Source organism: Nonomuraea sp. NPDC059023, from assembly GCF_042740095.1.
Lineage (GTDB): Bacteria > Actinomycetota > Actinomycetes > Streptosporangiales > Streptosporangiaceae > Nonomuraea.
In genome coordinates, this window is sequence record NZ_JBHYIO010000005.1 from 16,306 (window position 1) to 38,934 (window position 22,629).

The 22,629-nt window shown below is 70.6% G+C and carries 24 protein-coding genes; 15 read left to right on the top strand and 9 right to left on the bottom strand.

The genetic code is table 11. The features are described from left to right. Positions 1-138 precede the first annotated feature (138 nt). From ACFWYW_RS10165 to ACFWYW_RS10225, 13 genes are all read left to right on the top strand, one after another. Positions 139-552, top strand: coding sequence for a fasciclin domain-containing protein (locus tag ACFWYW_RS10165; protein WP_379610798.1), 414 nt, complete (start codon positions 139-141; stop codon positions 550-552). Between the two features lie 432 nt (positions 553-984). Next, entirely contained in the window at positions 985-2,526 is a 1,542-nt protein-coding gene (locus ACFWYW_RS10170) for an MFS transporter (protein ID WP_379610796.1), read from the top strand. 166 nt (positions 2,527-2,692) lie between these two features. Then, entirely contained in the window at positions 2,693-3,601 is a 909-nt protein-coding gene (locus tag ACFWYW_RS10175) for an alpha/beta hydrolase (protein ID WP_379610795.1), read from the top strand. Between the two features lie 81 nt (positions 3,602-3,682). Next, on the top strand, positions 3,683-3,985 hold the full coding sequence (locus tag ACFWYW_RS10180) for a putative quinol monooxygenase (protein WP_379610794.1): 303 nt from the start codon (positions 3,683-3,685) through the stop codon (positions 3,983-3,985). 81 nt (positions 3,986-4,066) lie between these two features. Then, complete coding sequence (locus tag ACFWYW_RS10185; protein WP_379610793.1) at positions 4,067-4,429, top strand: nuclear transport factor 2 family protein; 363 nt, start codon at positions 4,067-4,069, stop codon at positions 4,427-4,429. 355 nt (positions 4,430-4,784) lie between these two features. Then, positions 4,785-5,861 carry an N-acetylneuraminate synthase family protein gene (locus ACFWYW_RS10190; protein ID WP_379610792.1) on the top strand — a complete coding sequence of 359 codons (1,077 nt, stop codon included), beginning with the start codon at positions 4,785-4,787 and terminating at the stop codon, positions 5,859-5,861. Between the two features lie 9 nt (positions 5,862-5,870). Further along, the gene (locus tag ACFWYW_RS10195; protein ID WP_379610791.1) at positions 5,871-7,142 is read left to right on the top strand and encodes an MFS transporter; all 1,272 of its coding nucleotides are present in this window, start codon (positions 5,871-5,873) and stop codon (positions 7,140-7,142) included. Then, positions 7,135-8,478, top strand: a complete 1,344-nt coding sequence (locus tag ACFWYW_RS10200) for a hypothetical protein (RefSeq protein ID WP_379610790.1) — start codon at positions 7,135-7,137, stop codon at positions 8,476-8,478. Before ACFWYW_RS10195 ends, ACFWYW_RS10200 begins: the two co-directional genes overlap by 8 nt. Next, on the top strand, positions 8,475-9,791 hold the full coding sequence (locus ACFWYW_RS10205) for a hypothetical protein (RefSeq protein WP_379610789.1): 1,317 nt from the start codon (positions 8,475-8,477) through the stop codon (positions 9,789-9,791). The genes ACFWYW_RS10200 and ACFWYW_RS10205 overlap by 4 nt, the downstream gene beginning before the upstream one ends. Before the next feature lie 67 nt (positions 9,792-9,858). Continuing rightward, positions 9,859-10,332: a carboxymuconolactone decarboxylase family protein gene (locus ACFWYW_RS10210; protein WP_379632870.1), complete on the top strand. Its 474-nt coding sequence runs from the start codon at positions 9,859-9,861 to the stop codon at positions 10,330-10,332. Positions 10,333-10,419: 87 nt separating this feature from the next. Beyond that, positions 10,420-10,716, top strand: coding sequence for a hypothetical protein (locus tag ACFWYW_RS10215; RefSeq protein WP_379619405.1), 297 nt, complete (start codon positions 10,420-10,422; stop codon positions 10,714-10,716). A 47-nt stretch (positions 10,717-10,763) separates the two neighbouring features. Further along, positions 10,764-11,201: an iron chaperone gene (locus ACFWYW_RS10220; protein WP_379619407.1), complete on the top strand. Its 438-nt coding sequence runs from the start codon at positions 10,764-10,766 to the stop codon at positions 11,199-11,201. A gap of 37 nt (positions 11,202-11,238) precedes the next feature. Further along, positions 11,239-12,405, top strand: a complete 1,167-nt coding sequence (locus ACFWYW_RS10225; protein WP_379619409.1) for an MFS transporter — start codon at positions 11,239-11,241, stop codon at positions 12,403-12,405. Here the strand turns inward: ACFWYW_RS10225 and ACFWYW_RS10230 are convergent. Further along, positions 12,402-12,806, bottom strand: a complete 405-nt coding sequence (locus ACFWYW_RS10230; protein ID WP_379619411.1) for a winged helix-turn-helix transcriptional regulator — start codon at positions 12,804-12,806, stop codon at positions 12,402-12,404. The two genes, ACFWYW_RS10225 and ACFWYW_RS10230, sit on opposite strands and share 4 nt — an antisense overlap. Before the next feature lie 99 nt (positions 12,807-12,905). Between ACFWYW_RS10230 and ACFWYW_RS10235 the strand changes: the two genes are divergently transcribed. Further along, positions 12,906-13,595, top strand: coding sequence for an SDR family NAD(P)-dependent oxidoreductase (locus tag ACFWYW_RS10235; protein WP_379619413.1), 690 nt, complete (start codon positions 12,906-12,908; stop codon positions 13,593-13,595). 83 nt (positions 13,596-13,678) lie between these two features. Here ACFWYW_RS10235 and ACFWYW_RS10240 read toward each other — a convergent pair whose 3' ends face one another. The 4 genes from ACFWYW_RS10240 to ACFWYW_RS10255 form a co-directional block, all read right to left on the bottom strand. Beyond that, complete coding sequence (locus ACFWYW_RS10240) at positions 13,679-14,263, bottom strand: GNAT family N-acetyltransferase (protein WP_379619415.1); 585 nt, start codon at positions 14,261-14,263, stop codon at positions 13,679-13,681. Positions 14,264-14,288: 25 nt separating this feature from the next. Beyond that, positions 14,289-15,758 carry an APC family permease gene (locus ACFWYW_RS10245; protein ID WP_379619417.1) on the bottom strand — a complete coding sequence of 490 codons (1,470 nt, stop codon included), beginning with the start codon at positions 15,756-15,758 and terminating at the stop codon, positions 14,289-14,291. 20 nt (positions 15,759-15,778) lie between these two features. After that, positions 15,779-16,450 carry a GPP34 family phosphoprotein gene (locus ACFWYW_RS10250; protein WP_379619419.1) on the bottom strand — a complete coding sequence of 224 codons (672 nt, stop codon included), beginning with the start codon at positions 16,448-16,450 and terminating at the stop codon, positions 15,779-15,781. A gap of 347 nt (positions 16,451-16,797) precedes the next feature. Next, positions 16,798-17,514 carry a TetR/AcrR family transcriptional regulator gene (locus ACFWYW_RS10255; RefSeq protein ID WP_379619421.1) on the bottom strand — a complete coding sequence of 239 codons (717 nt, stop codon included), beginning with the start codon at positions 17,512-17,514 and terminating at the stop codon, positions 16,798-16,800. Positions 17,515-17,619: 105 nt separating this feature from the next. Between ACFWYW_RS10255 and ACFWYW_RS10260 the strand changes: the two genes are divergently transcribed. Next, a complete protein-coding gene (locus ACFWYW_RS10260) occupies positions 17,620-19,011 on the top strand; it encodes a serine hydrolase domain-containing protein (RefSeq protein ID WP_379619423.1) in 1,392 nt (463 codons plus the stop codon). Here ACFWYW_RS10260 and ACFWYW_RS10265 read toward each other — a convergent pair. The 4 genes from ACFWYW_RS10265 to ACFWYW_RS10280 all read right to left on the bottom strand — a co-directional run bounded on the left by ACFWYW_RS10265 (position 19,008) and on the right by ACFWYW_RS10280 (position 22,593). Next, a complete protein-coding gene (locus ACFWYW_RS10265; RefSeq protein ID WP_379619425.1) occupies positions 19,008-20,084 on the bottom strand; it encodes an agmatine deiminase family protein in 1,077 nt (358 codons plus the stop codon). The genes ACFWYW_RS10260 and ACFWYW_RS10265 overlap by 4 nt on opposite strands. 85 nt (positions 20,085-20,169) lie before the next feature. After that, complete coding sequence (locus ACFWYW_RS10270) at positions 20,170-20,919, bottom strand: ABC transporter ATP-binding protein (protein ID WP_379619427.1); 750 nt, start codon at positions 20,917-20,919, stop codon at positions 20,170-20,172. Then, positions 20,912-21,835, bottom strand: coding sequence for an ABC transporter ATP-binding protein (locus ACFWYW_RS10275; protein WP_379619429.1), 924 nt, complete (start codon positions 21,833-21,835; stop codon positions 20,912-20,914). Before ACFWYW_RS10275 ends, ACFWYW_RS10270 begins: the two co-directional genes overlap by 8 nt. After that, positions 21,832-22,593: an ABC transporter permease gene (locus ACFWYW_RS10280; protein ID WP_379640957.1), complete on the bottom strand. Its 762-nt coding sequence runs from the start codon at positions 22,591-22,593 to the stop codon at positions 21,832-21,834. Before ACFWYW_RS10280 ends, ACFWYW_RS10275 begins: the two co-directional genes overlap by 4 nt. Positions 22,594-22,629: the final 36 nt, after the last annotated feature.

Below are 22,629 nucleotides of genomic sequence, written 5' to 3' on the forward strand. Positions count from 1 at the left end.
GATGACTCGCCCTCGCCCGGAGAAGTGTCCCCGCCCCCGGAATGGAGCCCCAAGCCGCGTCCCCGCACCAGCCGGCCCCGCGTGGCGCCCGCGGGCTGCGACATCCTCCCGGCCACCGGGCCCGGCAGCCGTAAATGGATGGCCGAACAGCAAGTGGTCGCCGCCATGTCCGGCATTCCGGAACTGTCGACGTTCGTCTCGGCCATCAACCAGGCGTCCTACGCCGCCACCTTCGACACCTCTCGCGACATCACCGTCTTCGCACCGGTGAACGACGCCTTCGACAAACTGCCCGAGGGGCGGCTCGACAAGTGGCTGGGCGACCGCGAGACGCTCATCAGCCTCCTCGGCTACCACGTGATCCAGGGCCGCATGACCCCGGCGGACCTGGCCGACGCCAAGCTCACCACGAGGCAGACCGGCACCATCACCGCCAAGACCACCGACGGCACGATCACGCTGAACGGCGAGGCCACGGTGACGTGCCCGGACATCCAGACGGCCAACGCGACCGTCTACCTCATCGACACCGTCCTGGACCCGCCCAACTAGGTGGCGATCACCCCTGGGGCCTTCGCTTCCAGCGGGACTGCTCTGTTGCAAGGCGCCATGGCTCTTGCTAACTTTCCAGGCGAGACTTCTCACCGCGGGCTCACGCCTCGCCAACCAGCTTCTTCGGGCCCCGATGGCCACGGAAAAGGTGGAAGTCGTTCCACACCTGGAAGAGAGTATCTCTGCGATGGTGCTGGCAGTCTGGCGAGCCGTTAACGAGCCGACGTCCTTGCCTCGGAGCGCACGGGAACCCGTGTCCCGCCCTTAGCGCGACCGGTTTCACGTTCTCCCCTTCGCGGCGTTCCCTGCCGCCGCCGAGCAGAGATCCACGACCGGTCGCGAGCCCCGGGCCCGCCACCGTGACGAACCGTCCCGCCCGCGCGAGCGCCGTGGCCATGACCGGTACTTCCGTGTTCATGGAGGTCGAACAGCATGACGGAAGTCCCCTCGGCCACGCGGCGACCGTGGCTGGTCCTCGGCGTCTTCTGCGCCGGATTCTTCATGGCGTTGCTGGACGGAACCATCGTCAACATCGCCGTTCCCACGCTCATCAGCGGCATCGACGCCTCGTACAACCAGGTGCTGTGGGTGCTCGACGCCTACCTGCTGGTCTTCACGGTGCTGCTGATCACCACCGGACGGCTCGGGGACATCTTCGGCTACCGGCGGCTGTTCCTGATCGGCACCACCCTGTTCACCGTGGCCTCGGCCCTGTGCGGCCTGGCCGGCTCCGGAGGCTGGCTGCTGGCCGCGCGGGTACTGCAGGCAGTGGGTACGGCGCTGCTGTTCCCCCAGGTCATCTCGGCGATCCTGACGATCTTCCCCCCGGAGCTGCGCGGCCGCGCGTTCGGCGTCTTCGGGGCGATCGCGGGCCTGGCCCCGGTCGCCGGGCCGATCGTCGGCGGCTTCATCCTCGCCCACCTCGGCTGGCCCTGGATCTTCTTCATCAACATACCGATCGGCGTGATCACGATCATCCTGACCCTGATCTACGCCCCGCCGATGCGCTCAGGCGGCAGCCACGAGCTCGACCCGATCGGCGTGGCCCTGGCCACCGGCGGGCTGACCGGCATCGTCTTCGGCCTGGTCGAGGGCGAGCGCTACGGCTGGGGCCCCATGGCCCCCGTCATCGTCGCCGGCCTCGTGCTGCTGGTCCTGTTCGTGCTCTGGGAGGGCCGCGGAAAGAGCGAGCCGTTCATCCCCATGGCCCTGTTCGCCGCCCGAGGCTTCTCGGTCGGCAACGGGATCGGCTTCCTCTTCTACGCCGGCATGATGGCCATCCCGCTCGTCATGGTCCTCTACCTGCAGACGGCCCGCGGCCACAGCCCGCTGGAGACCGGCCTGATCCTGCTCCCCGGCGCAGTCCTGACCGCTCTCGCCTCCGCCCGCAGCGGGCGCCTGGCCGACAGGTTCGGCGGCAGACGCATCCTGCCGGCCGGGCTGGCCACGCTCGCTCTCGGACTGCTCGTCCTGGCCGTCACCACCGGCCCGCACAGCAGCGCGTGGAGCCTGCTCCCCGGCCTGATGATCATCGGCCTCGGCAACGGCGCCACCTACGCCCCTCTGCAACAGATCACGATGGACGGCGTGAGCTCCCGGCTGGCCGGTGCCGCCTCCGGCGTCGCCAACACCATCCGCCAGATCGGCAGCGTCGTCGGCCTGGCCGTCCTGGGCGCCCTGCTCTCCGCCCGCCTCAACACCACACTCCAGAACGACGCCGTACGGCAGGCCGCCCAGTTGCCCGCGCACCTGCGCGACGACTTCATGACCGCCATCGGCGACGGCGCCCGGCACTTCACCCCGCCCAGCCCACCGGCCGGCCTCAGCCCCGCAGAAGCCGCCCTGTTCCGGCGCCTGGGCGAGGAGGCCTTCACCGCGAGCTTCACCAGCGCCATGCACACCACCCTGCTGGCCACCGCCGCCACCCTCCTCACCGCCACGGCCTTCTGCGCACTCCTGGCGAAGCAACGATAGGACCGCCGTTTCGAAATCAAAGTCTCACAATTAGTTTTCGAGACAGCAGTAGATCGTCGCTCTGCAGACTTTGAACCGCGTCCTTCACGAAGCGACACTTACCTTGGGTCAAATTTTTGGCTACTCTACTAACCGTAAGTCAGTTCGCTGAAGGGATCAGCTCACCATGTACGAACGCACGAAAGTGTCCTTCCAGTCGTCCGGCACCCCCTGCGCGGGATATCTCTACCTGCCGACCGGCTCTACCGGGCGCCTGCCCTGCGTCGTGCTCTGCCACGGCTTCAGCGGCACCATGGACCGCCTGTACGGCTACGCCGAGCGCTTCGCCGCCGAGGGCATCGCGGCGCTGGTCTTCGACTACCGCAGCTTCGGCGAGAGCGGCGGCGAACCACGGCAACTCGCCGCCATCAAGGGCCAGCACGACGACCTGCGCGCCGCCGTCGCCTTCGCCCGCGGCCACGAACGCGTCGACGCCCGCCAGATCGTGTTGTGGGGCAACTCGCTCGGCGGCGCGCACGTCGTGTCCGTCGCGGCCGACGACCCGGCGATCGTCGCCGTGGTCTCGCAGATCCCCTACAACGGCTTTCCGAAGCGGGTCGAAGGGCGTAGCACCGGCCAAACCCTCCGCCTCCTCGCCGCCATCTTCTGGGACACCGTCCGCGGCAAACTGGGCCTCAAGCCGTACTACATCCCCATGGTGGGCCGTCCCGGCGAGCTCGCCGTCACCGCCACCGTTGAGGCCGACCAGCACATCCGCACCCTCACCGGCGACGGCAAGACCCTGTGGCGCAACAGCGTCGCACCCAGGGCCTTCATCCCCATGATGCGCTACCGCCCGGCCGAGGACGCCGCCCGCCTCACCCAGCCGCTCCTCGTCTGCATCGCCGCCAACGACCAGGAGACCCCCGGCGAGTCGACCCGCGCGCTGGCGAACAGTGCTCCCAAGGGCGAGCTGCGTGAGTACGCGGGCACCCACTTCAGCTTCTACACCGACCCCGCCATCCGCGACCAGGTCGCCGCCGACCAGATCACCTTCCTCCGCCGCCACCTGCCGTCAACGGCTCCGGCGACATGAACAGGCGCGGCCGATGAGTTTTCCGTCCTCACGGTGTCTACATGGGTGACAGGAATGAAGACGTAAGAACTGGAGCACCCCGTGGTCATCGTCGCAGGGCACATCACCGTCGAACCCCGGCAGCGCGATTCCTACCTCGCCGGTTGCGTGGACGTCGTCCGGCAGGCTCGCGGGGCAGCGGGATGCCTCGACTTCGCCATCACCGCGGACCTGCTGGACTCCGGCCGCGTCAACGTCTTCGAACGCTGGGAGTCGCAGGCGGCCGTTGACGCCTTTCGCGGCAGCGGCCCCGGCGACGACCAGAGCGCGGCGATGCTCGCGGCATCGGTGGCCGAGTACGACATAGCCGGCGTACGTTCCCTGACCGGCGACGACCCCACCTGAGGCCGCCTTCACCTCGACCGCCGCGAAAAGCAGCCGCACGACAACGGCTTGGCGACCTCCGTACCAGGGGAGGAGATCGGCATGTCCCATGATGCGGCACGACGTGTCTTCCAGGCGGTCGACACCTTTGACCCCGGCGAGTTCGTACGGTTACTGTCCGACGACGTCAGGATGGTGTTCGGCAACTCCGCGCCCATGGTCGGCCACGAGGCCGTCACCGACGGGCTGCGGGGGTTCTACGCCACCATCGCCGGCCTCGCACACACGATCATCAGAACGTGGCAGGCCGGCGCCGACACCGTCGCCGAGACCGAGGTGACCTACCGGCGGCTCGACGGCACGCACGTCAGCGTCGCGGCCGTGTCGATCTGGCACACCCGCGACGACGGCCTGATCTCCGACTACCGCATCTTCGTCGACCTGGCGCCGGTCTATTCGGGCTAGGGCCGTATAACCCCGTCGCAGAATTGTGAAAGATTCTGTCCCCCTGGTTGAAGCGCCGCTTTAAAGCCGCGAAACCCCAGGGTCCCGCAATAGCTCTTACCGATCGGGCACGGCGGGCAACGCCGGTGGTCGCCGTGCCACAAGGGCAGATGCCGGCCCTCCGCAGGTCACCGCCGCCCGCTTAAAGGGTCATCCCTATCCGGCTTTTAAGGCCGAGCGCGCGAAAATGGCCTCTGTTGACAGTGCGATGAGCCGTCATGTATCTCTTGACCCGGGTGCCCGCATTCCGCCGCATGTTCATTATGAAAGTCGCGGGACAAAGTAATTAAGAATGCATTCCCTTAAAAGGGGTAAGATGAGTTCGCGGGAACTGGCAATAGCCGACAGAGTGATCTCGGACCGCTCCGGCGCATACGTCATCGCGGAGATCGGGCACAACCACGAAGGCGACCTCGAAAAGGCGGAGCGACTCGTGCTGAGCGCCGCCGTCAAGGGCGCGAGCGCCGCCAAACTGCAGAAGCGCGACAACAAGACATTGTTCACCAAGGCGATGTACGCGCAGCCCTACGAAGGGCGGAACAGTTTCGGCCCCACGTACGGAGAACACCGAGAGGCCCTGGAATTCGGCCGGACCGAGTACACGCACCTCGCGCAGGTGGCCAAGGAAGCGGGGATCGACTTCTTCTCCACCGCCTTCGACTTCCCGAGCGTCGACTTCCTGATGGAGTTCGACCCTCCCGCCATCAAAATCGCCTCCGCCGACCTCACCAACACCCCGCTGCTCGGCTACGCGGCCAAGACCGGCAAACCCCTGATCGTCAGCACGGGCGGCGGCACCAAAGACGAGGTACGGCGGGCCGTCGACACCATCCTTCCGGTCAACCCGAACCTGGCCCTGCTGCAGTGCACGGCCGTCTACCCCGCCGGTCCCGCGGACCTGAACCTGTCGGTGATCACCCGCTACCGCGAGGACTATCCGGACGTCGTGGTCGGCTTCTCCGGCCACGACCTGGGCGTCGAGGCAAGCCTGGTCGCGTTCACGCTGGGCGCGCGGGTCATCGAGAAGCACTTCACGCTCGACCAGAGCCGCCCCGGCAGCGACCACCACTTCTCCCTGACCCCGCCACAGCTCGGCACGCTGACCGCCGCGCTGGACACGACGCGGCGGATGCTGGGCTCCCCGGAGGAGTCCTGCTCCGCGCAGGAGCTGGCGGCGGTGCGCAAGCTGGGCAAGAAGCTGGTCGCCGCCCACGACCTGCCGGAGGGGCACCTGCTGACCGAGTGCGACGTCGCCTGCAAATCTCCCGGCGACGGGCTCAAGCCGTACCAGATGGACCGGCTTCTGGGCAGGCGCCTGGCGGTCGCGGTGCGCGAGGACGAGGCATTCGCGATGGAGCAGTTCGCCGCCGGCCCACCCACCGCCAACGGATAGGTCCACGGAATGGCCACGACAGAGAAAGTCCCTTCCCTCTTCTCGCACCAGGCCTTCCGGCGGGTGTTCATGGCCGCGGCGGCCAGTCTGGTCGGCGTCGAGATCGCCTTCGTCGCGCTCCCGCTGGTCGCCATCTCGGCGCTGAACGCCTCCCCCGGCCAGGTCGCGGTGATCGGCGTGCTCGACACGATGGCGTTCCTGCTGATCGGGCTTCCGGCGGGCGCGTGGCTGGACCGTACGCGGCGGCGCTGGGTGATGGTCGTCGCCGACCTGGGCCGCGCCCTGCTCATGGCCTCGATCCCGGTCGCCTGGCTGATGGGCGTCCTGACGATCTGGCAGTTGTTCGCGGTGGCGCTGCTCACCGGGGTGGGGCGGGTCTTCTTCGACGTGGCCAGCCTGAGCTACCTGCCGACGGCCGTCGGCAGGGAACGCCTGGTCCAGGCCAACTCCTACCTGCAGTCCTGGGACGCCGGCGCCACCGTGGCAGGGCCGAGCCTGGGCGGCTTCCTGGTCCAGCTGGCCGCCGCGCCCATCGCGATCGCGGTCACCGCGACGACGTATCTGTGGTCGGCGCTGTGCCTGTTCGGCATCCGGGTCAAGGAGCCGGAGCCGGAGCGCCGGGCGGATCGGCACCTGGCGCGCGAGGTCGGCGAGGGCGTCTCGTTCGTGCTGCGCCATCGGCTCCTGCGGCCGATCGCGCTGCAGGGCGCGGTCACCAACCTGTTCCTCATGGTGGGCATCATCTCGATCCCGCTGGTGTTCACCCGCCTGCTCCACCTGAACGCCGGCGACATCGGCATCTTCTTCACCTTCGGCGGCGTGGGCATCCTGATCGGCTCGTCGATGGCCAGGCGGGTGGCCGACCGCATCGGCTACGGTCCGTCGTTGTGGCTGGCCGGGCTGGCCGGCGCGCCCCTGTGCCTGCTGGTGCCGCTGGTCCAGCCGGGGGTCTGGCAGTGGGTCACGTACGTGTGCTGGCTCGCGGTCACCTTGAGAATCGGCATGAACAACGTGGTCCTGGTCAGTTTCCGCCAGCGCATCACCCCGGACCGGCTGCTGGGCCGGATGAACGCCACCATGCGCTTCCTCATGACCGGCTCCCTGGCACTCGGCGCGGGTGTCGCCGGCCTGGTCGGCCAGTTCGCCGGAGTGCGCGCCGCGCTGTGGGTGTCGGTCATCGGCCTGACGGTGGCCTGGCTGCCGGTCTACTTCTCGCCGCTGCGGTGGATGCGCGAGCTTCCGTCGGAACAGGAAGGTTCAGATGTTCGCTCCGATGACTGAGCGCTACCTGGGTGAGGTGTCCGCGGGCAACCGGGCACTGCTGGAGGCGAAGGAGGCCGCGCCGTTCGGCCCGGCCTTCCTCGCCGCCCACGGCGGCGACCTCACTCTGCCGCGCCCGCTGTTCGTAGACGGCGAGCCTGCCCGCGCGCTCGCCGCCGACCTGCACGCCCTCTACGAGCTGGTCTTCCAGCTACCCGCGCGGCTGTTCGACGGCGACTTCGACGCCTACCTGAAGGAGCTGGGCCTGGAGCCGGCCAAGCACGCCGTCCTGCGCCGCTACCGCGCCACCCCTCTGCTGTACGGCAGGGCCGACGTCTACCACGACGGCGACTCCTACAAGGCACTGGAGTTCAACGTCGGCAGCTCCCTGGGCGGCATCGACCGATCGGCGGTCGAGGCGGGCTTCATGCGCGTACCGGCGTTCCGCGAGTTCGCCGAGCGCCACGGCCTGTCCTACGTGAACGCGGCCGCGCGGCTGGCCGAGGAGTGGCGGAAGGCGGCGGCCCCGATCACCGGCGGCGCCGACCCCGTGGTGGCGTTCCTGGAGTGCGACGGCGGGCTGGAGGTGTACCTGCCGATGGTGGAGTCGCTGCGCGAGGCGATGGCGGGCCAGGGCATCGAGATGCTGCTCGGCGAGATCGGCCAGGTCACCGAGCGCGACGGCCGCCTGCGGCTGCACGGCCGTCAGATCGACCTCGTGCTCCGGTACTACACCGAGAACGAGATCGTCTCCGGCGAGGCGCCGATGGAGGCGGTCGAACGCGTCGAGCGCCTCCACGAGGAGGGCCGGGTGGTGCTGTGGGCGACGCTGGACAGCGCGCTCTACCACAGCAAGGGCTGCCTGGCGATGCTCTCCGACGAACGGTGGCGCGCGGCGTTCACCACCGAGGAGATCGCGCTGGTCGACCGGGTGCTGCCGCTGACCCGCACGCTCAGCACGTCCCACTCGGTGATCGAGGGCGAGCGGGTCGACCTCGTGGACTACTGCCGCGAGCACCGCGACGAGCTGATACTCAAGCCGCGCGCGAACTTCAGCAGCACCGGCATCGTGGTCGGCTGGGAGAGCGGCGAACGCGACTGGCACGAGGCGCTCGACGACGGCAGGACCACTGGCGCCATCGTCCAGCGCCGGGTACGCCCGAAGCCGTTCGAGGTCATGGACCCGGAGACGAACCAGGTGTCGCGCTGGGTGGGCGTGCTGGGGCCGTTCGTCATGCCCGGCGGGCGCTACTCCGGCTGCTACGCGAGGGCGATGCCCGAGGGCGCCAGCATCGTCAGGGGGCTGGGAGCAGGACCGTCCACGGGGGTCTTCCTGGTCGAAGGAGTACCGTTATGACCGACCACGTGACCGAGGTCTACATCGAGCGCTGCGAGGCGGGCCGCAGCGAACTGGCCAAGGCGATGAGCGACATCCGGCTGACGGAGAAGTTCGCCGCCTCCTGCGCGCACCGGCTGCTGCCGCGTCCGTTCTTCATGGCGCGCGAGCGCATCCTGGGCTTCGCCGACGAGCTGACGCGGCTGTTCGACGTGCTGGTCTCGCTGCCCGAGCGGCTGCACGGCGGCGACGTGGCCGCCTTCTGCGCCGCGCTCGGCTTCGACGCGCGCAGTTCGGCGCTGCTGGCCAAGTTCCCGGAACGCCCCACCCTGTATGGCAGAGCCGACCTCTACCACGACGGAGACTCCTTTCGCCTGCTGGAGTTCAACTTCGGCAGCGCGCTCGGCGGCGCCGACCGGGCCCAGATCTCCGAGGCGCTCCTGGAGGTGCCGGCGTTCCGTTCGTTCGCCATCGAGCACGGGCTGGACTTCGTGCACACCGGCGAGCGCGTGGCCGCGGCCCTGCGCGCGGCGGCGGCCCCGGTCACCGGCCCGCGCGATCCGGTCGTCGGCTTCGTGGAGGCGGACGGGGAGTTGGGGACGTACCTGAAGCTGGTCGAGTCGTTCACCGAGGCGCTGACCGGGCTCGGCATCGAGGTGGTGCTGGGCGAGCTGAGCCAGACCGCCTACGACGGCACCGCCCTGACCGTGGGCGGGCGGCGGGTGGACCTGGTGCTGCGCTACTTCAACATCGGCGAGATCATGGCCGCGCCCGGCGGCGAGCAGGCGGTGGAGCCGGTGCTGCGGGCGCACGCCGACGGCGCGGCGGTCCTGTTCACGACGCTGGCCAGCGAGATCTACAACAACAAGGGCTGCCTGGCGCTGCTGTCCGATCCCCGCTGCCGTGCGACCCTGTCCGCCGAGGAGCTGGAGCTGGTGGACCGGGTGCTCCCCTGGACCAGGCGCCTGGTCCCCGGCGAGCTGCCGGAGCAGTGCCTGGACCAGCAGGACGACCTGATCATCAAGCCGTGGGCCGACTTCGGCGGCAGCGGCATCGTGGCGGGCTGGGACGTGCCCGCCGGCGCCTGGCGGGCGGCCGTCGAGCAGGGGGTCGCCACCGGCGCGGTGGTCCAGCGCCGGGTACGGCCCCGCCCGGAACCGGTGGTCAACCCCGACTCCGGCGAGCTGGAGCTGTGGGCGGCGGCCTGGGACGCCTTCCTCACCCCGGACGGCTACGCGGGCTCGCACATCAGGGCGCTGCCGCACGCGGAGGCGCCGATCATCGGCATGGGCGTCACCCCGGCGACCAGGACCACCGGCATTTTCCTCTACTGAAGAGTGTCCCCTTTCCGCCGGGCCGTTCGTGGTGTGGGCGTATCAGCCAATACCGCGAGGAGAGCTCATGGAAGCCCGGTTCGACTACGCCGCCAACCCGATCGGCGCGAAGGCCGCGAAGTACTTCGTCTCAGTGAGCAGGGCGGTGGCCGGCTCGTCGCTGCCGGCCACGACGCTGGAGCTGGTGCAGCTGCGCGTCAGCCAGATCAACGGCTGCGCCGTCTGCATCGACCAGCACACCAAGGACGCCGCGCACGCGGGGGAATCCTCGGTGCGCCTCAACCTGGTCGCGGCCTGGCGGGAGGCGACGGTCTTCACCGACGCCGAGCGGGCCGCCCTGGAACTGGCCGAGCAGGGCACCCGCGTGGCCGACGCGGCCGGCGGCGTCACCGACGAGGCGTGGGCGAACGCCGCCAAGCACCACGACGAGGACCAGCTCGCCGCCCTGCTGTCGGCCATCGCCGTCATGAACGCCTGGAACCGCATGAACGTCATCACCCAGCAGCCCGCTGGCGGCTACCAGCCCGGCCAGTGGGGGTAGACGGCCCATACATCGCCGGCGCACAGCGGATGTATTAACCCGGGCGCGCACTCTGTTCTCACACGGACAACAACCCGAGGAGCACAGATGAACCGTTCCGTCGTACGCGCGCACCGCTACTCCGTCGCCGAGCCCGACCTTGAGGAGTTCCTGGCCCGGCGTGGCTCGCTGATCGCGACCATCCGCGAGAGTCACCCGGGCCTCACCCACGCGGTGCTGGTCAGGCTGGAGGACGGCTCCTACACCGACACCTGGCACTGGGAGAGCGCCGGGCAGATGGGCGCCGCCTTCGCCGACCTGCCCAGCTTCCCCGAGGCCCCGCTGACCATGGCGCTGACCAAGGACGCGACCGCCCAGAACGGCCAGGTCATCGACGAGTCCTGACCGGCGGGCGATACGTTTCGAGTCCAGTTTCACGAAGGAGATCTGCCATGAGCACGTACGAGGGATTCTCGGCCGAGGAGCGGGCCGCGATGAAGGACCACGCCCAGGAGATGAAGAAGGCGGCGCGCCGCAGCACGAAGGCCGACAAGGCCGCCGAGGCCCTGCGGGACGTGCTGGAGAAGATCGCCGAGATGCCGGAGGACGACCGGATCCTGGGCGAGCGGGTTCACGCCGTCGTCACGGCCGCCGCCCCGTCTCTGGCGCCCAAGCTCTGGTACGGCCAGCCCGCGTACGCCCTGGACGGCAAGCTCATCTGCTTCTTCCAGGGCAGGGCGAAGTTCAAGACCCGCTACGCGACGCTCGGGTTCGCCGAGGACGCGAAGCTGGACGACGGCCCGATGTGGGCGACCTCCTTCGGCCTGCTCGAGATGACGCCCGAGGTCGAGGCCAGGATCACCGCGCTGGTGAAGCGGGCCGTCGGCTGAGGCCGCTATCCTCGGGAGCTCCCCCGCTCCCGGATTGGTGATCTTGCTGCGTACCTCCCCGCCCGCCGAGGCGCCGGTCGTCTCGGGCCGTCGCGTGATCGCGGCCGTGGTGTGCGTGCAACTGGCCGCCTCGCTGGGCTACTACGCGGTGATGGCCCACCTGGTCACGCACCTGCGCGACGACGTCGGCCTGCTCGCGGGCACGATCGCGCTGGTGCTGGGCCTGCGGGTGGCGATGCAGTACGCGCTGTTCCTGCCCTTCGGCTGGCTGGTTGACCGGATCGGTCCCGGCCTGGCCGGGGCGGCGGCGTGCGTGCTCAGGGTCGCCGCGTTCGGGCTGCTGGGGCTGGCCGACACGTTGAGCGGGTTCGTGGCCGGCGCCTTACTGCTCGCGATCGGCGGGGCGCTGTTCCATCCCGCGGCGCAGACGCTGCTGGCCAGGCTGCCCGACGGGGTGCGGCCCAAGGGCTTCGGCACCTACGTGGTGACGGGCCAGATCGCCGCGGTCGCCGGACCGCCGGTCGGGCTGGTGCTGCTGGCGGGCGGGTTCGTGCTCGTGGCGAGCGTGTCGGCCGCCGCGTGGGCGGTGGCGGCGGTGTTGTTCTGGATGCTGCGCGGGGTGGGCGGCCCCGACGGGCGGGCCGAGGGCCTCATGCTCGCGCGGGGGGTGGCCGAGGTCGTGCGCGACCGGCCGTTCCTGCGCTTCGCCGTCGTCACCTCGCCGGGCACGCTGCTGGTCAGCCAGGCCGTGTCCGTGGTGCCGCTGAGCGTCGGCCACTCCGGCCTGATCACCCTCTTCTTCTGTACGGTCGCCGTCGCGACGGCAGGCGTCCAGCCGTTCGTGGCCAGGCGGGCGGAACGGCCCTGGGTGATGCGCGGCGGGCTGCTCTGCCTGGGCGGCGGCTACCTGGTCCTGGCCGCCTACCCGGTGCTGCCGGGGTGGGAGGTGGCGGTGCTGGTGGCGGCGGCCGTACTGAGTGGGCTGGGCAACGGCCTGACCACGCCGGCCGCCTTCCAGACGATCGTCGGCCGCGCGCCAGAGGGGCGGGTCGGGGTCTACAACGGCATGTACGCGTTCGTGTCCGGGCTGGCGGCGTTCGCGGGCGGGCTGGTCATCGGGCCGTTGTTCGACGCGGGGGCCGTGGCGGCGGCGCTGATCGGGCTGGCCGTGCTGGCGGCGGTGTCGGCCGCCGCCCATCGCTAGGGGGCCGTGCGGGCGGCCGCCTCGGCGTCGTAGCGGCGGCGGTTGCCGTTGATCTCGTGCCGGTTCGTCCTGGCCCAGTCGCCGAGGCCGACGACGGAGTCCAGCAGCGTCGTGCCGAGTTCGGTGAGCGTGTAGTCCACGCGGGGCGGGACGCTGGGGTGAACGTGGCGCGACAGCAGGCCGTCGCGTTCGAGCTGCCGCAGGGTCCGGGTGAGCATGCGCTGGGAGATGCCGGTGACGGCGCGGTGCAGTTCGCCGAAGCGCAGGGTGCCGTCCCGGAGGTGCCCGATGACCATGATGCTCCACTTGTCGCCGATCAGCGCGAGGATCTGGAGCACGTCCCGGCACGCCTCCAGATCCGGCTCGTCGAGGGGCGGGGAGAGTACGCCGCGGGTCGCCAAAACTTACCTCCGTGTGCCTCACCGACACAGATGTGCCGTCTTGTCCCCCACTTTAGTAACAAGCCATGCTGCTACGAACAAAGAGTAAGGGAGCAGGTCATGGCAAAAACACTGGTGGTCGTGGGTGCGGGTCCGGGGCTGGGCATGGGGGTCGCCCGTGCGTTCGGGCGCGCGGGTTTCCAGGTCGGGCTGATCGCGCGTACCCCGGAGAAACTGGACGCGCTGGTCGCGGAACTCACCGGCCTGGGCATCGGCGCGGCCGCCTTCCCCGCCGACGTCCGCGACCGTGACGCCCTCGCCGCCGCGCTGGCCGCGGCGAAGGAGCGGCTGGGGACGATCGACGTCCTCGAGTACGGCCCCAGCCCTACCGGGCCGATCACCAACGCGGTTCAGACCACGGTGGAGTCGGCGACGGCGCAGCTGGAGCTGAACCTGCTCGGCGCGGTGCACGCGGTGGGCCAGGTGCTGCCGGACATGCGCGCCCGCGGCGACGGCGCGGTCCTGCTGACCACCGGCGTCTCCTCGACCGTCCCCGCGCCGTTCCTGGCCAACGTGGGGGCGGCGATGGCCGACCTGCGCAACTGGGCGCACTCCCTGCACACCGAGCTCAGGCCCGAGGGCGTCTACGTGGGGACGGTGACGATCGCCACCGGGATCGCCCCCGGCGGCGGCGAGGGCGACCCCGACGCCATCGGCGCCCGCTACCTGCGCATGTACCGGCAGCGTGAGGAGGTGGAAGAGGTCGTCGGCGACGTGGAGGCCTTCCGCGCCCTCGTCGCCCAGCACTAACGATCGGCTTGAACCACGGGCAGGCCGCGCCCCCTCACCGACGCCATGCTCACCTTCTCGGCTCGGGTGATGAGGTGAGCGCGTCAGGGCCGCCACATGGGCCAGAATCTGGCTCCGTCCGGCAGGACGATCGGGCGGCGCTCGACGTAGCCGTGCCTGGCGTACAGGCGGCTGCTTTCCGGGCTGGCGGACTCCAGGTAGGCGGGCAGGCCGTTCAGGGTGGCGTGGTGGTGGTCCATCAGGGCGCTGCCCAGGCCACGGTTCTGGTGGTCCGGGCGCACGGCCAGGAACAGCAGGTGGTGGTGGGGCGCGTGGGGGTGGTGTTCCTCCAGGAGCTCGTCGACGATCTGGAAGCGCTCCTGGTACTCGCCCACCGCCTCCGCCAGGCGCCGGTCGTAGTCGTCCGGCGCGGGCAGGGGCTCCTCGCGGTGGAACCAGACGGCGGCGCCCAGCAGGCCGGACTCATCGGCGATGAGGTCGATGTGACCGTGTTTGAGGGCGTCCTCGACGAGGATGGCCGCCCAGGCGGACATGACCGGAGCCCGCCGCTCGGGCTCGGAGATCATGTACGCCACGACCCCCAGGCCGGCGAAGGCGGTGCCGACCAGGCCGGCCACCTGGTCGACGTCGGTGTAGGCGGCCCGGTGGACGACGCGGGACTCGGACACGGGTGTGCTCCTTCGGGGTGGCGGATCAGGACGCGACGGCCTTGGCGCCCTGGCCGATCTGCTGGTAGATGCCGGGGCGGTGGCGTTGCAGGACGAAGGCCCAGATCAGGCCGAGTACGGCGGCGATGCCGTACAGGCTGGGCAGGATGACCGCGAGCGGGTCGCCCTCGGGCACGCCGAGCAGAGTGGAGAAGTTGGTGACGGCCAGCCCGAGCATGACCACCAGGATGATCGCGGCGGCCACCGGGGCGATGAGGGCGTGGGTGCGGGGTTCGGTGTGGGGGTTGCGGGCGAAGTAGATCGGCACGGAGATCGCGGTCACGGTGAGCAGGACCAGGATGCCGAAGCCGCCCAGGGTGCCGCCGAAGTAGAACAGCTGGACCATCGGGTTGAGTCCGAGGATGGCGTAGACGACGATGACCAGCAGGCCGAGGCAGCTCTGGGCGATGGATCCGGTCTTGGGGGCGCCGGTGCGGGCGGTGGTGCGGCCGAACACCTCGGGCAGCACGCGTTCGCGGCCGAGCGCGAACAGGTAGCGGGCGCTGGTGTTGTGGAAGGACAGCATGGCGGCGAAGGTGCTGGTGATGAAGAGGACCCGGCCGATGGTGGCGATCACGTCGCCCATCTGGTCGGCGGCGAGGATGAAGATGGTCTCCGCGCTGTCGCGGCGGGCGACGGCGGAGATGTTGGCGGGCCCGATGGCCACCTGCATGACCCAGGACGACAGCGCGTACACGCCGGCGATCACGCCGACGGACAGGTAGGTGGCGGCGGGGATGGTACGGCGCGGGTCGCGCGACTCCTCGGAGAACACGACGGCGGCCTCGAACCCGACGAACCCCAGGATGGCGATGACCAGCAGCGCCCCGATCCCGGGCGAGAACAACGCGGCCGGTGACAGCGCCTCCCAGGCCAGCGACGCCCCGGCGGGGTTGAGCAGGTCGGCCAGGTCGAACAGGAGGATGATCGCGATCTCGGCGGTCAGCAGGACGGCCAGCACGCGGCCGTTGAGGTCGACGCGGGACAGGCCGAGCACCGCGACCAGTGCCCAGGCCATCAGGGCGATGAGCCACCAGGGCAGGGTGATGCCGAGCCAGGCGGCCAACAGCGGGACGGAGGCGGCGCCGAACACGCCGTACAGGGCGACCTGGATGGAGTTGTAGGCCAGCAGCGCTCCCCAGGCGGCGGCCACTCCGGCGGGACGGCCCAGACCGTGGGTGACATAGGTGTAGAAGGCTCCGGCGTTGGCCATGTAGCGGGCCATCGCCACGTACCCGACGGAGAACAGCGCGAGGACCGCGCCGACCACGAGGAACGCGATCGGCAGGCCGGTGATCCCGGTGACGGCGTAGCCGGTGGTCACCACTCCGGCGATGACGCTGAGCGGCCCGGCCGCCGACAGGACGAAGAACGCGACGGCGGGTACGCCGAGGCGGTTGGCGGCCAGCGCGGCGGTGATCCGGTCGCCCGGGGGGTGGCGATGCTGCGTCGTCACGGGGGGTCCTTTCCAGGGGGTCAGAGGCGGCGGGTGCGGTAGGTGAGGACGGCGTTGCCGACGGCGGCGCGTACCTGGCGGGCCAGGGCGGTCAGCGGCGCGGGCAGGGCGCGCAGGACGGTCGCCAGGTAGGCCTCGCCGGTCCGGCGCATGGCGGGGTCGTTCAGCAGCACGGGGGTCAGGCCGCACGCGTCGACCAGCGCGAGGAGCATCATGTCCTGGTCGGGGACGGGGCGGTGCGCGACCAGGCAGCCCCGCAGCCGCTCCGGGGGCCAGGCGGCCCGGCCGAAGACGGCGCGGGAGGCGTAGCGGTAGCGGCACTGGCGGTTCTTGAGCAGGCGGGGCTTTTCGCGCACGAGCAGCCCGTCGCCGATGAGCCGGTCGGCGACCATGGTCGTGGCCTGGCTCTCCATGTAGGCCAGCCAGGTGGAGATCGAGGTGTGCTGCGGGTGCGCGACCAGCTCGGCCAGGACGCTGGCGGTCAGGAGGTCCTGGACGGCGCCCCGGCCGACGACGACGAGCTGTTCTTCGCGTACGGCCAGCCGCCCGGCGAACACCAGCTCGGTCAGCAGGGCTCCGGCCAGCGCCAGGGCGATGCCGTGCGGGTGCAGGCGGGGTTGCCCGGAAATGGTGACGTCCCAGGCGACGAGGAACAGATCGTCAGCCAGGGGAAGGACGGGGCGGGATGTCATGAGGATCGGAGGGGGACGAATCGGTCAGGCTGCTCCCTCGGGCGCGCGGGTGCGGGCTGTGGGGTGACGAGGGGTGCCAACGACGGTGCGATCCATTTCCGGGCCTCCTGTCGGGATTTGCCGGCGCGCAAATCCGCACTTTTCCAACCCGGCTGATCATGGTGAATACCCCCACGGGGCGTCAAGCATCACTTGACTCTTCACAAGTATCGGCATGAACATAAATCACGATATGTCTCTCCGTTAGCGCGGATGGCGCTTAACGTGGGGTTCTATGCCGGGCTCGCAGCTTATGAGGCTGATATGAGGGCAATGGGCAATTTCGCCATGTCAAATGTGACTTGCCCTCATTTCAGGCGGGTGGCCAGGCCGTCCAGGACACATTCGAGCCCGTCCTCGAACTCCCGCTCCCTGGCCTCCCGCTGGTCCTGGCCGCGCTGGTCCGCGTACAGGGCGGCGAGCCGGGGGTAGGCCCTGACGGCCTCCTCGGCCGCGGGCCACAGGCGTTCGGCCCATTCCTGCTCGTTCTGGCCGCGGCGGGCCAGCCTCGTCAGCCACGCGGCCTCGCTGGTCGCCCGGCCGATGATGTAGGCCATGACCGTGTTCAGCGCCCGGTCGGCGGCCTTCAGGGAGAAGCCACCCGCCTCGAACACGGCCAGCGTGCCCTCCGACATGCGCAGCACGTTCGGCCCCAGGTAGGCCACCCCGGCCTCGCCGAGCACGGACCCGATCCAGGGATGGCGCAGCAGCCCCGCCCGGACGTTCCGGGCGAACAGCATGATGTCCGCCCGCCAGTCCTCCCCCGGCGCCGGCGGCGCGATCTCGCCGTAGACCTCGTCCACGACCAGTTCGAGCAGTTCCTCCTTGCTGGCCACGTGCGTGTACATGGAGGTGGCGCCGGCGTTGAGCCGGGTGCCGAGCTTGCGCATGCTCAGAGCGTCGATGCCCTCGGCGTCCAGCAGGTCCAGCGCGGCGGCGACGATCTGCTCGCGGCTCAGCGCCGGCCGCTCCCTGCGCTGGGACCGCGGACGGGTCCACACCGACAGTTCCTTCTCGCCGGACATGCCTTCTCCTCGTCTCGCGCACTCCCTCCCGCACAGTGTACGGCTTGCGCACACCGAACGCTCTCCGTACAGTGTGCGGAGTCCGAACACTGTACGGAGGTAGCCATGACATCCCCATTCGCCATCGACCGGTGGCAGGCCAGGCTCGACGAGCTGCGCGCCGCCCACCACGTGCCCGGAGCCACGCTGGCGGTGCTGACCGGCGGCACCGTCCACGAACTGGCCAGCGGGCTGCTGCACCGCGGCACCGGCGTGCGCGCCACACCCGACTCGGTGTTCCTGGCCGGCTCGCTGGCCAAGGTGTACACCGCCACCCTCGTGATGCAGCTGGCCGCCTCGGGCGAGCTGGACCTGGACGCGCCCGTGGCCGGCGTGCTGCCCGAGTTCGGCACCCCCGACCCGGACGCCACCGCGACGATCACGATCAGGCAGCTGCTCTCGCACACCGGGGGCATGACCAACGACTTCATGTACGACTCGGGGCGCGGCGACGACTGCCTGGCCAAGTACGTCCGGGCGTTGCGCGAGGTGCCGCTCGACTGCCCGCCCGGCATGGTGCTGTCCTACGGCAGCTCCGGCTACGTGGTGCTGGGCCGGTTGATCGAGGTGCTGACCGGCCGGACCTGGGATCAGGCGCTGCGGGAGCGGGTGTTCGAGCCGCTGGGGCTGGAGCGCTCGATGACGCTGCCGGAGGAGGCGCTGCGCTTCCGCGCCGCCATGGGCCACATGGGCGAGCCCGGCCGGGCACCCGAACCGGCGCCGAGCTGGGACATGATGCCGCGCTCCGCCGGGCCGTACGGGAGGGTGATCGTCTCGGCGGGGGACGTCGTGCGCTTCGCCAAGATGCACCTGGACGGCGGGCTCGCCCCCGGCGGCGCCCGCGTGCTGCCCGCCGGCGCGGTCGCCGCGATGCGGCGGCGCGAGGCGGACAGCCTGGACAAGTGGACCGTCGCGGCCGACGGCTGGGGCCTGGGCTGGACCCTGCACGACTGGAACGGGGTCCCCGGCTTCGGCCATGACGGCAGCGCCGTCTCGCAGTTCTCCTTCCTGCGCGTGGTGCCAGAAGCGGGCGTGGCCATCGCGCTGCTGGCCAACGGCGGTGCGGTCGGCCGCCTGTACTCCGACCTGTTCCGGGAGCTGCTCGGCGAGCTGGCCGGGGTACGCATGCCGCCGCCCTTCGCCCCGCCGGCGAACCCGCCGGAGGTGGACCTGACGCCTCTGGCCGGAACGTACCCGCGGGCCGGGGTCGTCACGACCATCAGCCGGGGCGCGGACGGCGGCGGGCGCCTGCGCTACGAGTTCGTCGATGAGATGCGGCACTTCTCCCCGCCGCTGGAGGCCGATCTGGTGCCGGTGTCGCGGTCGGCGGCGGCCACGGTGTTCGCCGCCGTGGGCATGCCGGCCGGGGACGAGTTCTGGCCGGTGGTCTGTGCCACGCTGCCGGACGGCAGGCCGTACGTGCAGGTCGGCATGCGCGTCGCCGTCAAGAGTCCCTAGTTCGGCTTGGGCATCTGCTGGGTCGCGCAGTGGATGCCGCCGCCGCCCTCGCCGAGGGTGTCGACGGGCACCTGAACGACCTCGCGCCCAGGGTAGAGGTCACGGACGATGGCGGCGGCGTCCTTGTCGGCCTTCTTGTCGCCGAAGCGGGGCAGGATGACGCCGTCGTTGACCACGTAGTAGTTGACGTACGTGGCGAGGAAACCCTCGCCGCGGCTGCCGATGTCGACCGGCTCGGGCAGTTCGACGAGCTCCAGCCGCTTGCCGCGCGCGTCGACGGCCTTGTCGAGCACCTTGCGGGCCTGGTCGTAGGCGCCGGTCCAGACGTCCTGGGGAGCGTCCTCCGGCGGGGTGCTGATCACCACGACGCCGGGCTCGGAGAACCGGGCCAGGGCGTCGATGTGGTAGTCGGTGATGTCCTTGCCCTTGACGCCCTTCACCCAGATGAAGGTGGTCGCGCCGACGGTCTGCGTCAGCGCGCGTTCGATGTCGGCGCGGCTCTTGCCGGGGTTGCGGTTGTCGTTGATCAGCGAGCTCTCGGTGGCCATCAGCGTGCCCGCGCCGTCGACCTCGATCGAGCCGCCCTCGCCGACGATCGGCGCCTGGATCCTGGTGACGCGCTCCCTGGCCAGGATCTGCCGGGCGACGTCCTTGTCGCGTGAGTGCTTCTGCTTGCGGCCCCAGCCGTTGAAGTTGAAGTCGACGCCGGCGATGTCCTTGCCGCGCAGGACGAAGGTGGGGCCGGTGTCGCGCATCCACAGGTCGTCGACCGGGATCGGCACGACCTCGACCTGCGAACCGCAGGCGCGCTGCGCGGCCTTGACGTCGCCGGGGTTGGCCAGGAGCACCACCGGCTCGAAGCCGGCGATCGCGCGGGCGATGCCGGCGATGTCCTCGCGCACCCCCGCGGTGTCGGACTTCCAGATGAGCTCGGTCGGCCACGACATGAACGTCTTCTGGTGCGGATGCGTCTCCTCCGGCATCAGCCACCCGGCGGCCTTCGGCGCGGGCCCCTGCTTCGCCGCCCCGGACCCCGTCACGGACGAGCCGCAGGCGCTCAGCGCGCCCCCCATAGCCGCAAGAATCGCCGTTTGTAGTGTCTGACGTCGAGAAATACGCATCGCAATCCCCCTGACTGAAATTTTGGTTAGGAACAGACTAGCCGGGTGGCCTGGGTACCGAAGCCAGCAGGAGCCGGGTGTAGGCGTGTCGTGGATCGGCCAGCACGGACGCCGTCGTACCGCGTTCGACGACCTCCCCCCGCCGCATGACCACCAGGTGGTCGGTGACCTGGCTCACCACGCCGAGATCATGGGTGATGAACAGGAACGCGGTGCCGGTCCGCTCGCGCAGGTCGGCCAGGAGGTTCAGGATCTGCGCCTGGACGCAGACGTCGAGGGCGGCGACCGCCTCGTCCAGGACGAGGACGGCCGGTTCGACGGCGAGCGCGCGGGCGATGGCGACCCGCTGGCGCTGGCCGCCCGACAGGTGGCGCGGCAGCGCGTCCGCCTCCCGCTCGCCCAGGCCCACCTGGTCGAGAAGCTCGGCGATCCGCCGCGCGTGGCCGAGGCCGGGGAAGTGCAGCTTCAGGGTCTCCCGCAGCACCGTCCTGGCGCTCAGCCGCGGGTCCAGCGACAGGAACGGGTCCTGGAAGACGATCTGCACCTCACGGGCCAGGCGCAGCCGTCCGGCACGGCCGCGGCGCCGAACGGAGCGGTCGTGCCCGCCCACGGTGACGCGTCCGGCGTCGGGGCGCTCCAGACCGAGGACGATGCGGGCGGTGGTGGTCTTGCCCGACCCCGACTCGCCGACGACGACGAGCGAGCCGCCTTCGGCCAGCGTGAAGCTGACGTCGCGGACCGCCTGGACGCTTCCGTAGGACTTGGACAGCCCGTCGACTTCAAGCATGCTCCGCTCCGGTGAGGCTGTGATGGCAGGCGACCTGGGCGACAAGTTCGGGTGGATCGGTGCGGCACACGGCCGTCACCAGCGGGCACCGTGCCGCGAATGCGCAGCCGAGAAGCTCGGTCCGCAGATCAGGGGGTTGCCCGGGAAGGGTGGACAACCTTCGTGGAGACCTCAGCACCCTGGGCGTGGCCGCGAGCAGGGCCGCGGTGTAGGGGTGGCGCGGGCGGGAGAACAGCGTGGCCGCCGATCCGGTCTCCGCGATCCGGCCCGCGTACATGACGTACACGCGGTCGGCGATGGCCGCGGCCAGCTCCAGGTCATGCGTGACGAACAGTAGCCCGGTCCCGTATCTCTCACGCAGCGCCGCGAGCAGCGCCACGATCTCGGCCTGGGTGGTGACGTCCAGGGCGGTCGTCGGCTCGTCGCACAGCAGCAGCTTCGGATCGCCCATCAGCGCCCCGGCGATCATGACCCGCTGCAGCATCCCGCCCGACAGCTCGTGCGGGTACTGCCTCAGGACCCGCTGCTCCAGGCCGACCGCGTCGAGGAGTTCGCGGGCGCGATCCCGCGACCCGGGCCGCCCCTCGACCAGGAAGTCGCCGATCCTGCGCAGCGGGTTGATGCCCGCCCGCGGGTCCTGAAAGATCATCGCGACGGTACGGCGGCGCAGCCCCCGAAGCCGGGCGGGGGTCAGCGCGAGCACGTCCTGCCCCGCGACCTCCACGCCGCCCTCGACCTCGGCGCCCTCGGGAAGGAGCCCGAGCACGGCCCGCGAGGTGAGGCTCTTGCCCGAGCCGGACTCCCCGACCAGCGCCACGGTCTCCCCCTCGCCCACGCTCAGGTCGACGCCGTCGAGGACGGGCCGCAGGGTGCCGGGCAGCCACATCCGCAGGCCGGTGACGCGCAGCACGCTCATGCCCGCCTCCGTGACACGCGGTCGGCCCAGTGCTCGGAGACGACGTTGAACGCCACCACGGTGAGCACGATCGCCGCGCACGGCAGGATGGCCGACAATGGATGGCCCTGGAGCAGGGCGGACCGGCCGTCGTTGATCATCGATCCCCAGGTGGGTGTCAGGGGCGGTACGCCCAGGCCCAGGTAGGACAGGGCGGACAGGTCGAGCAGGGCGTAGCCGAAGTTGACCGACGACTGGGCGAGCACCACGGGCGCGATGTTGGGGATGAGGTGGCGCACGCAGATGGACAGGCCGGAGAAGCCCTGCACCCGGTAGGCGGCCAGGTAGGGCCGCCGACGTTCGGAGAGGGTGAGATTGCGGGCCAGGCGGCTGACGTACGGCAGGTAGGCCAGGGAGAGGGCGATGACCGGGGCGGCCAGGCCGGTGCCGTACAGGGAGACGAAGACGATCGCCACGAGCAGGGCGGGGAAGGCGAGCAGGAGTTCGGCGGCGCGCGACAGCAGCGTGTCGGGCCAGCCGCCGAACCAGCCGGCGGTGACGCCGGCCAGGACTCCCGCGACGGTGGAGAACAGGACGACGGCGATCGGGCCCAGCAGCGTGGTGCTCGCGCCGGCGATGAGCCTGGAGAGGGTGTCGCGGCCGGCGGCGTCGGCGCCGAGCGGGTGAGCCGGGGACGGGCCGGTCAGGGCGGCGCCGAGGTCGCCGGCGTTGGGGTCGGCGGGGGCGAGCCAGGGCCCGGCCAGCGCGACGGCGACCATCAGGCGCGGCGAAGGCGAGGCAGGTCAGGTAGAGCC

What these genes read in the sequence shown, in the direction of transcription:
- ACFWYW_RS10165 (WP_379610798.1), top strand. Translation starts at nt 139, where the DNA reads ATGGCCGAACAGCAAGTGGTCGCCGCCATGTCCGGCATTCCGGAACTG.
- ACFWYW_RS10170 (WP_379610796.1), top strand. Translation starts at nt 985, where the DNA reads ATGACGGAAGTCCCCTCGGCCACGCGGCGACCGTGGCTGGTCCTCGGC.
- ACFWYW_RS10175 (WP_379610795.1), top strand. Translation starts at nt 2,693, where the DNA reads ATGTACGAACGCACGAAAGTGTCCTTCCAGTCGTCCGGCACCCCCTGC.
- ACFWYW_RS10185 (WP_379610793.1), top strand. Translation starts at nt 4,067, where the DNA reads ATGTCCCATGATGCGGCACGACGTGTCTTCCAGGCGGTCGACACCTTT.
- ACFWYW_RS10190 (WP_379610792.1), top strand. Translation starts at nt 4,785, where the DNA reads ATGAGTTCGCGGGAACTGGCAATAGCCGACAGAGTGATCTCGGACCGC.
- ACFWYW_RS10195 (WP_379610791.1), top strand. Translation starts at nt 5,871, where the DNA reads ATGGCCACGACAGAGAAAGTCCCTTCCCTCTTCTCGCACCAGGCCTTC.
- ACFWYW_RS10200 (WP_379610790.1), top strand. Translation starts at nt 7,135, where the DNA reads ATGACTGAGCGCTACCTGGGTGAGGTGTCCGCGGGCAACCGGGCACTG.
- ACFWYW_RS10205 (WP_379610789.1), top strand. Translation starts at nt 8,475, where the DNA reads ATGACCGACCACGTGACCGAGGTCTACATCGAGCGCTGCGAGGCGGGC.
- ACFWYW_RS10210 (WP_379632870.1), top strand. Translation starts at nt 9,859, where the DNA reads ATGGAAGCCCGGTTCGACTACGCCGCCAACCCGATCGGCGCGAAGGCC.
- ACFWYW_RS10215 (WP_379619405.1), top strand. Translation starts at nt 10,420, where the DNA reads ATGAACCGTTCCGTCGTACGCGCGCACCGCTACTCCGTCGCCGAGCCC.
- ACFWYW_RS10220 (WP_379619407.1), top strand. Translation starts at nt 10,764, where the DNA reads ATGAGCACGTACGAGGGATTCTCGGCCGAGGAGCGGGCCGCGATGAAG.
- ACFWYW_RS10235 (WP_379619413.1), top strand. Translation starts at nt 12,906, where the DNA reads ATGGCAAAAACACTGGTGGTCGTGGGTGCGGGTCCGGGGCTGGGCATG.
- ACFWYW_RS10250 (WP_379619419.1), bottom strand. Translation starts at nt 16,450, where the DNA reads ATGACATCCCGCCCCGTCCTTCCCCTGGCTGACGATCTGTTCCTCGTC.
- ACFWYW_RS10255 (WP_379619421.1), bottom strand. Translation starts at nt 17,514, where the DNA reads ATGTCCGGCGAGAAGGAACTGTCGGTGTGGACCCGTCCGCGGTCCCAG.
- ACFWYW_RS10260 (WP_379619423.1), top strand. Translation starts at nt 17,620, where the DNA reads ATGACATCCCCATTCGCCATCGACCGGTGGCAGGCCAGGCTCGACGAG.
- ACFWYW_RS10265 (WP_379619425.1), bottom strand. Translation starts at nt 20,084, where the DNA reads ATGGGGGGCGCGCTGAGCGCCTGCGGCTCGTCCGTGACGGGGTCCGGG.
- ACFWYW_RS10270 (WP_379619427.1), bottom strand. Translation starts at nt 20,919, where the DNA reads ATGCTTGAAGTCGACGGGCTGTCCAAGTCCTACGGAAGCGTCCAGGCG.
- ACFWYW_RS10275 (WP_379619429.1), bottom strand. Translation starts at nt 21,835, where the DNA reads ATGAGCGTGCTGCGCGTCACCGGCCTGCGGATGTGGCTGCCCGGCACC.
- ACFWYW_RS10280 (WP_379640957.1), bottom strand. Translation starts at nt 22,593, where the DNA reads ATGGTCGCCGTCGCGCTGGCCGGGCCCTGGCTCGCCCCCGCCGACCCC.